This window comes from Aeromonas sp. A35_P (assembly GCF_002259925.1).
Classification (GTDB): domain Bacteria; phylum Pseudomonadota; class Gammaproteobacteria; order Enterobacterales; family Aeromonadaceae; genus Aeromonas; species Aeromonas dhakensis.
On the sequence record NZ_NEVB01000070.1, the window covers coordinates 1 to 8337 of the forward strand.

Below are 8337 nucleotides of genomic sequence, written 5' to 3' on the forward strand. Positions count from 1 at the left end.
GTAATCAGGAAAGCCAATAACCACACCAAGTTGCATACTTTTTAACATGCCGTCGGCACGGCGGCAAACCGCGATCCTATCACGGCAAGCCAGAGGCTGGCACTGTTTGCGCCTTTGCTTGACCCTTTACGGCAGCTCGCCATTTGATGACCCACAACTCACTGATTTGGCTCTACAAACCCTTTTCGTAAACATTTGTTAACAAGTCATTCTCCTCATCGCTCCGCATAAAAAGCCCCATTTGAATAGCAACTTTGCCATTTGCCCCTATGGTGAAGCCTTGGCATAGCATCGCGCTGTTGTTGCCCGCGTGGGTCCATCCCCACACCGACACCTCACCACTTTGCCAAGGAGCTACCATGTCCAGACCGATCCCCTCCCTGTTGCTGCTGGCCCTGCTGCCCGCCGCCGGCTGGGCCGGCGACATCCATGTCCCGATTGCCCCCTATCACTTCACGGCGCAGCAGCTTGCCGCCGGCCAGCCCCCGGCACTCCCCCTGGATGAGGCCCACTTCGTGTTCGGCGAGGCGGCCATGGCGTTCGATCTGCACGACTTCCTGCTGCAACAGGCGCCTCACCTGCTACCCAAGGAGGAGGTGATCCTGCACTGGAGCGGCATCACCAGCCTCAACCCCCAGCTGCTGCTGGCCCTGATGGAGACGAGCAGCCAGCTCATCTCGGCCCCCTCCGAGCAGGCCATGGCGGCGCCGTTCGCCAAGCTGGTGAAAGCCAGGGGCTTTGACAACCAGCTGGAGCTGATGGCGCGCCAGCTCTCCGAGCGCTTCTACCAGGCCCGCGCCCAGTTGCAGCTCACCCCGCGCCGCGCCCCCGCCCTGGCGCCGCAAGCCGCGCACCAGACCGCCCTCGCCAGCCTGCTGAGCGCACCAGTGCAGCAGCAGCTTGGTGAACAGTGGCGGACCCTGTTCGGCCAGGACGCCATGACCTCCCCCGGGGGCGGCGCGGCCGCGCCCGCCGCACCGCTGGCCGGCGGTCAGTTCCAGCTGCCCTGGCGTCAGGGCTACAGCTGGAAGGCCAACGGCGCCCACTCCCATACCGGCTCCGGCTACCCCTACTCCTCCATCGACGTCTCCTACGACTGGCCGGGCTGGGGCGGCGCCACCTACACGGTCACCGCCGCCAACAGCGGCACCGTCACCGTCTTCTCCCGCTGCCAGGTGCGAGTCACCGCCCCCAACGGCTGGGCCACCAACTACTACCACATGAGCGGGATCTCGGTGCGCAGCGGCGACTACGTGGCCGCCGACACCCCCATCGGCACCTATGCCAGCAACCGCAACGAGGCGCTGTGCGAGGGCGGCTCCTCCACCGGCCCGCACCTGCACTTCTCCCTGCTCTACAACGGAGTGTTCCAGTCCCTGCAGGGACAGAAGCTGAGCAGCTATGCCGTCAACGTCGGCGCCAGCAACTACGACGACAACTGCAACCGCTTCTGGCTCTACAACCAGCGCAATGGCCAGCGCTACTGTGCCTGGCAGCCGCTCTACAACAACGGGGTCGACTGAGTTGCAATACAACCCGCTAAGTGATTGAAAAATCAGTAATGATGGGATCTGTGCGGTTTTTTGCAAGCCGTCACAGATCCGCACAGTCCGCTTTGAAAGTGCTCACAAAATCGCCGCCTGGCGATTGCCGGCCAGCCAAGCTGGTGTGAGGCTCTGGGTGCCCATCAGGGCACCCAATAAAAGGACTGACAATAATGAAACACACAGCGGGAATCTGGGCGATCGCAGGCATGCTGATCGCTCCTTTGGCACACGCCGACGTCATACTGCACGCCTTCAACTGGAAATACAGTGAAGTCACCGCCAAGGCCGATCTCATCAAGGCCGCCGGCTACAAACAGGTGCTCATCTCGCCGCCCCTCAAGTCATCGGGCAACGAGTGGTGGGCCCGCTACCAACCCCAGGATCTGCGCCTCATCGATACCCCCCTTGGCAACAAGCAGGATCTCGAGCAGTTGATCGCCGCCATGCAGGCGCGGGGCATCGCCGTCTACGCGGACGTGGTGCTCAACCACATGGCCAACGAGAGCTGGAAGCGCAGCGATCTCAACTACCCCGGCAGCGAACTGCTGCAAAGCTATGCCGCCAACCCCGGCTACTTCGAGCGGCAGAAGTTGTTTGGCGATCTGGGCCAGAACTTGCTCGCCGGTCAGGACTTCCACCCGGAAGGCTGCATCAGCGACTGGAACGATCCGGGCAACGTGCAGTACTGGCGTCTGTGCGGCGGTGCCGGCGACAAGGGGCTGCCGGATCTCGATCCCAACAACTGGGTGGTAAGCCAGCAGCAGGCCTACCTCAAGGCGCTCAAGGGGATGGGCATCAAGGGCTTTCGGGTCGATGCGGTCAAGCACATGAGCGATTACCAGATCAATGCCGTGTTCACCCCGGAGATAAAGCAGGGGATGCACGTGTTCGGCGAGGTGATTACCACCGGCGGCGCCGGCAGCAACGACTACGAGCGCTTCCTCAAGCCCTACCTCGACAGCAGCGGCCAGGGTGCCTATGACTTCCCGCTGTTCGCCTCCCTGCGCGGGGCGCTTGGCTATGGCGGCAGCATGAACCTGCTGGCGGATCCCGGTGCCTATGGCCAGGCCCTGCCGGGCAGCCGGGCGGTCACCTTCGCCATCACCCACGACATTCCCACCAACGACGGCTTTCGCTACCAGATCCTGAACCCGACCGACGAGAAGCTGGCCTACGCCTACCTGCTCGGGCGCGATGGCGGCTCGCCGCTGGTCTATTCGGATCATGGCGAGACCCAGGCCAAGGACGGGCTGCGCTGGCAGGATTATTACCTGCGCAGCGACATCAAGGGGATGATCCGCTTCCACAACGCGGTGCAGGGCCAGCCCATGCAGCTGGTCGGCAGCGGCGACTGCTTCGTGCTGTTCAAGCGTGGCAAGCAGGGGCTGGTCGGCATCAACAAGTGCGACTACGAGCAGGAGTACTGGCTCGATACCGCCAAGTTCGAGATGAACTGGTATCGCAACTACCGGGACGTGCTCGACCAGAGCGCCGTGATCAACGTGCAGAGCCAGTGGGTGCGGGTCGCCATTCCCGCCCGCAGCGCCCGCCTCTGGCTGCAGGAGTAAACCGGCAGTTGCCGCGCGAGGCCGCCACTGGGCGGCCTTTTTATTTGCTCTGTCGCGGCTATTTTCTCGGCCGAGTGCATGGGTCGGTCAGGGCGGGCTTGTTCTGCCCGCGCCGTGATGCTTTACTCAACAAGGCTAACGAGGCTGAAGGAGCAAGCCGTTGAAAGCATGGATGTTGATGGGATTGATCCCGCTGTTCTCCCCGCCCGGCTGGAGCCAGACACCCGCCCCGGCCGAGGTGGTGATCCTCACCGCCGAGCCGCCGGCCCCGCCCCCCGCGGCGCCCCCCGACCCTCTGAACACCCCGGGGGTACTGCCACCGCCCGAGCCGGCCAGCCCCCCGCTGCCGCCCGGTACCCGCCAGATCCAGGTCTACAAGTCGGTGCAGAAAAACGGCGTGGTGCGCTACTCGGACGTGATGCCGGATCAGGGCCGCTACGAGCTGCTGCTGTTCAACGACTGCTACGCCTGCGACCCCGACTCCAAGGTCAACTGGCACACCACGGGCCTGTTTCTCTATGACTACGCCAGCACCATCCAGGCGGCGGCCAAGGCCTATCAGGTGGAGCCGGCCCTCATCCGGGCGCTGATCCACGCCGAATCCGCCTTCAACCCCCTCGCCGTGTCCCGCAAGGGGGCCATGGGGCTGACCCAGCTGATGCCGGCCACGGCGCGGGAGCTGGGGGTAGGCAACGCCATGCTGGCGGAGCAGAACATCTTCGGCGGAGTGAAATACCTGGCGGGGCTGCTCAAGCAGTATGGCGGCAACGTGGCGCTGGCCACTGCGGCCTAAAACGCCGGTGCCGGCGCGGTGCAAAAGCATGGGGGCATACCCCCTTACGCAGAAACCCGCGCCTATGTGGAGAGGGTGCAACTGCTGCGCCAGCGCTACAAGGATATGCTGAGCGCCAAGGGGTTGTAAGCCTCACCCCCTCTTGCCAGCGACCAAGCAACCCTGCGGGCCCTTGCGGCCCGTTTTTGTACCCGCCAGAAACGAAAAAACACGCCCGGGGGCGTGTCGATACCACACTTTGTTGCCCTGACGGATCAGGCTTTGGTCGCGATCGCGCGATAGGCCAATGCACCCAGAATGGCACCGACGATGGGCGCAACCCAGAACAGCCACAGCTGGCTCAGTGCCCAGTCCCCCACGAAGAAGGCCACGCCCGTGCTGCGCGCCGGGTTGACCGAGGTATTGGTCACCGGAATGCTGATGAGGTGAATGAGGGTCAGGCACAGGCCGATGGCGATGGGGGCAAACCCGGCCGGGGCCCGGCTGTCGGTGGCGCCCATGATGACGAACAGGAAGAAAGCTGTCATCACCACTTCGCACACCAGCGCCGCCAGCATGCTGTAGCCGCCCGGGGAGTGCTCACCATAGCCGTTGGAGGCAAAGCCCGCCGCCAGATCAAAACCGGCCTGACCGCTAGCAATCACGTAGAGCACCGCCGCTGCCGCCAGCCCGCCCAATACCTGAGCGACCATGTAGGGCAGCACGCCGGAGGCCGGAAAACGACCGCCGGCCCAGAGGCCAATGGTCACGGCCGGGTTCAGGTGACAACCCGAGATATGGCCGATGGCGTAAGCCATGGTCAGCACGGTCAGGCCGAACGCCAGCGCCACGCCGAGCAGGCCGATGCCGACGTTCGGAAAGGCGGCAGCCAGCACGGCGCTGCCGCAGCCCCCCAGCACCAGCCAGAAGGTGCCCATGAATTCAGCTGCAAAAGGTTTCACTTCTCGACTCTCCCAATGATGGATGAAGCGGGAGCCCAGGGCTCACGGGGCCGCACCACGCGGCCGGCGCATATTATGAGAGTCCCGATCGGGCAAGCGAAGGGAAGCGATGAAGGCCTAAAAACGTGACCTTCATCACAAGTTATTGATTAACTGAGAGGATCGTCGTTAGCGACCAGGCAGGCAGCCCTTCTCGGTGGAGAGGAGGTGCGACAGCTTGTGACTCTGTTGAGGCTTCTGCCGACAGTCGCCGCTGTCAGAGGAAGCAACCCGCCGGTGCATGGCCGGTTGCCCGACAGTGCCGCTATCACGGCGGCATGCGCGGTTCAGCGGTAGCGACCGCGCACCGATCCCGTGCTGCGTCCGGCCATCTTGATCAGGATCTGGCGGGTATGGAAGTGGCAGAGCGCCACCCCGAGGGCATCCGCCGCATCCGCCTGCGGGGTGGCCGAGAGCTTGAGCAGGTGAGTCACCATGTGCTGCACCTGCTCCTTGGCGGCGCCGCCGGTGCCCACCACCGCCTGCTTGATCTGGGTGGCCGAGTATTCGCTCACCGGCAGCAGGGCATTGACCGCCGCCACGATGGCGCTGCCGCGAGCCTGACCCAGCTTCAAAGCCGAATCCGCGTTGCGTGCCATAAAGACCCGCTCGATGGCGAACTCGTCCGGCTTGAACTGGGTGATGATCTCGCTCACTCCGTCATAGACCTGCTTGAGGCGCGACGGCAGCTCCCCCAAGTCGGTACGGATGCAGCCCGAGCCCAGGTACTCCGCCTTGCCCGCCACGATGCGAATGACCCCGTAACCGGTGATGCGTGAACCCGGATCTATCCCCAAAATAATGCTCATAGACTCGCTGCTGCTCTGAAGGCCGTTTCTGCTCGCCAAGATAGCAAACAAGCCAGCGCTTGGCTCGCGCGGCAGGTGCCCTCCCCTGCCGACTGCGCAGGGATGCGCCATCTCATACAGTGGTCCGGTGATTTTTTCGCCCGCCGCCCCGCCGATGACCTGGGCAAACCGGCGCGGCGCTCACCCTCACTCCCCCGCCAGGGTGACCAGTTGCTCCGCCAGTCGGTGGCTGTGCAGATAGCTCTCAATCAGCGCCCCGTCGGCCCGCCCCGTCTCAATCTGCTGATACCAGTGGGCCAGCATAGCGACAAAACCCCGGCTCGCCAGCACCGACTGCCAATCGTCGGGGGCCAGGGTCTGCACGGTTTTGTCTCGGGCCATCGTGCCCCGGGTGCAGTTTTCGATATGCAGGGAGAGGTTGTCGCCATAGGCGTCGATACGCTCCTCGGTGAGACCGGCACTGCGGTTCATGCTGCCGCTCACCGCCACCGGCCCGCTCTGCCAGGCGACGCTCACCCCGGCCAGCAACTCGGGTTGGCGGGCACAGCGTCGCAGCACCACATGCAGATCCCCATCAGGCGTGCCGCCGTAGTAGCAGAGGCTGTCGAGCACATGGATGAAGTCGTCGAACAGAAATGCGCGCGGGGCCCCCGCCAGGGCGTGGCGGTGCTTTTGCCAGTTGAGCTCGGTCAGGGGCTGAGCGCGGGCAGGCGCCATAGCCGGCAGATAGCGGCGGTTGAAGCCGACAAACAGTGGGCAGTTCTGCGCCAGGGCGAGATTGGCAAGCTCCTCTACCCCGGCAAGAGTGTCACAGAGCGGCTTGTCGACAAAGGTGGGGATGCCGGCGCGCAGGCACCGGGCGGCCAGCTCTAGGTGCACCGCGGTGGCGGCGTGGATCATCACCGCATCCGGGCGGCTTGCCAGCAGGTCGCCCAGCTCGGTGAAGCGCTCGGCAATCCGGTACTGGCGAACCAGCTTATCCAATACCGCTGGATTGCGGGTACAGAGCAGCGGGGTGACTCGCTCGTCACTGGCCAGCAGCGGCAGATAGGCTTTCTGGGCGATATCACCAAGACCTACGAGGGCAATGCGCATGGGGACTCCTTGTGGCGGCGGGTTATGGGCGCCGTTTTATCCGGCAACGGCTGACAGGGTAGCATCCCCACCGACCCGGACACAGCCGATGACTGACCCACCCCCTCCCTCTGCCGGGGGAGTGTCATTTTTGGCTCCATCTGGCTAATATGCCCGCTTTTGGACACAAGACGCGCCAAGGAGTGCCATGCCAAGCTCAACCCTGCTCTCGCTGTTTCGCTACAAGGCCTGGGCCGATGGCGAACTGCTCGATGCCCTCGCCACCCTGGATGCCGCGCAATATGGTGAGGCCCACCACACGGCCCTGCGCATCTTCAACCATATCCATGTGGTCGATGCCATCTTCAAGGCCAATCTGCTGGGGGAACGGCACGGCTTTACCGCCACCAATACCCCGGAGACACCGACCCTGGCGATGCTGCGTAGCGCCATCGGCAAGCTGGATGCCTGGTATCTGGATTACGTTGCCGGCCTGAGCCAGGCAGATGGCGAGGCCGTGCTCTCGTTCAACTTCGTGGATGGCGACAAGGGGCAGATGAGCCGCGCCGAGATGCTGCTGCACCTGGTGACCCACGGCGGCTATCACAGGGGGGCGATCGGGCGGATCCTGGTGCAGTGCGGCATCACGCCGCCACGCGATACCCTGACCACCTTCTTGCATCGCAGCGAACCTGGGCGGCGGGGTGATGCAGCCCTGGCAGATGACAAGGCCCGCCCATGAAACGCGCCTGTCTGCGGCTCACGCCGCTGCTGCCATTGCTGCTGGGCGGCTGCGCCGCCGCCCTCGATCACTACTCGGGGCGCTTTCGCAATACCCTGGTGTCGGGGGAGACCCGAACGACCATTCGCGCCGAACTGGGCGAGCCCCAGCTCTGCCAGCAGGCCACCTTTCTGGCCGAGGATAAGGTGCAGGGCTGCGATCGCTTTACCGTGCTCGGCAAGATCCACAAGCGCACTGACGGCAATGGCCAGGCCACGGCGAGCGCCGTGACAATGGGGCTGGGAGAGCTGATCCTGGTGCCCATGACGGTGGCCAGCGTGGCGGCGGACTACACCGAGCAGCACACCATTACCGTCTATTACGATCGGAATGATCACTATCTCTTCCACACCCTGCTCAATGCCAAGGGGCAGGAAGTGTGGCAATAAGGGGTTATAAAGCAGAACGCTTCGCTGCCCCACGGCCAGGTGACAGCCGTTTGCCGGGTGACTAGCGAAATCCCGTCAAGATTGCTCTCTGCGATCCAGCCACTTGCCCACTCTGGCCCCCAGCTCGGCGCAGACCAGCGCCGTCACGGCGGCCCAGAGCATCTGGTTGCCATCAAAGCCCGCCTGCTTTTCAAACAAGAAAGGCACCAGCAGATTGAAGCCGATGATCCCGAGCAGCAGCCCAAGGCCACTGCCCACCTTCTCCCTGCGGGATCGCATCTTTAACGCCATCTGATTGCTCCGGTTGGAGTGAGATAAAGGGGCTCCGATCGCCCCTGCCAACATCCCCGGCAAGATAACAAAGCCTCCCCCGATGAAGACAGGCATCTTTTTGGG

The 8337-nt window shown here is 63.9% G+C and carries 8 protein-coding genes and 1 pseudogene; 5 read left to right on the forward strand and 4 right to left on the reverse strand.

Going from position 1 to position 8337, the window contains the following annotated elements:
* Positions 1-359: 359 nt before the first annotated feature.
* The 3 genes and pseudogenes from CAK78_RS05720 to CAK78_RS05730 all read left to right on the forward strand — a co-directional run bounded on the left by CAK78_RS05720 (position 360) and on the right by CAK78_RS05730 (position 4037).
* The gene (locus CAK78_RS05720) at positions 360-1523 is read left to right on the forward strand and encodes a M23 family metallopeptidase (RefSeq protein WP_094696649.1); all 1164 of its coding nucleotides are present in this window, start codon (positions 360-362) and stop codon (positions 1521-1523) included.
* Between the two features lie 194 nt (positions 1524-1717).
* The gene (locus tag CAK78_RS05725) at positions 1718-3115 is read left to right on the forward strand and encodes an alpha-amylase family protein (protein WP_176452692.1); all 1398 of its coding nucleotides are present in this window, start codon (positions 1718-1720) and stop codon (positions 3113-3115) included.
* A gap of 172 nt (positions 3116-3287) precedes the next feature.
* A pseudogene (locus CAK78_RS05730) lies at positions 3288-4037 on the forward strand (lytic transglycosylase domain-containing protein).
* A 125-nt stretch (positions 4038-4162) separates the two neighbouring features.
* On the opposite strand, the gene aqpZ reads toward CAK78_RS05730, so the two are convergent.
* The 3 genes from aqpZ to CAK78_RS05745 form a co-directional block, all read right to left on the reverse strand.
* Positions 4163-4849 carry an aquaporin Z gene (gene aqpZ / locus CAK78_RS05735; protein WP_094696651.1) on the reverse strand — a complete coding sequence of 229 codons (687 nt, stop codon included), beginning with the start codon at positions 4847-4849 and terminating at the stop codon, positions 4163-4165.
* Positions 4850-5175: 326 nt separating this feature from the next.
* Positions 5176-5697 (reverse strand): crossover junction endodeoxyribonuclease RuvC, encoded by a 522-nt coding sequence (ruvC, locus tag CAK78_RS05740; protein WP_005298649.1) that lies wholly within the window; start codon positions 5695-5697, stop codon positions 5176-5178.
* A 186-nt stretch (positions 5698-5883) separates the two neighbouring features.
* Positions 5884-6792 (reverse strand): Gfo/Idh/MocA family protein, encoded by a 909-nt coding sequence (locus CAK78_RS05745; protein ID WP_094696652.1) that lies wholly within the window; start codon positions 6790-6792, stop codon positions 5884-5886.
* A gap of 187 nt (positions 6793-6979) precedes the next feature.
* Between CAK78_RS05745 and CAK78_RS05750 the strand changes: the two genes are divergently transcribed.
* Positions 6980-7513 (forward strand): DinB family protein, encoded by a 534-nt coding sequence (locus CAK78_RS05750; RefSeq protein WP_094696653.1) that lies wholly within the window; start codon positions 6980-6982, stop codon positions 7511-7513.
* A complete protein-coding gene (locus tag CAK78_RS05755; RefSeq protein ID WP_094696654.1) occupies positions 7510-7941 on the forward strand; it encodes a hypothetical protein in 432 nt (143 codons plus the stop codon). The genes CAK78_RS05750 and CAK78_RS05755 overlap by 4 nt, the downstream gene beginning before the upstream one ends.
* Before the next feature lie 75 nt (positions 7942-8016).
* Here the strand turns inward: CAK78_RS05755 and CAK78_RS05760 are convergent, their stop codons facing one another.
* Entirely contained in the window at positions 8017-8232 is a 216-nt protein-coding gene (locus CAK78_RS05760) for a hypothetical protein (protein WP_094696655.1), read from the reverse strand.
* Between the last annotated feature and the right edge of the window lie 105 nt (positions 8233-8337).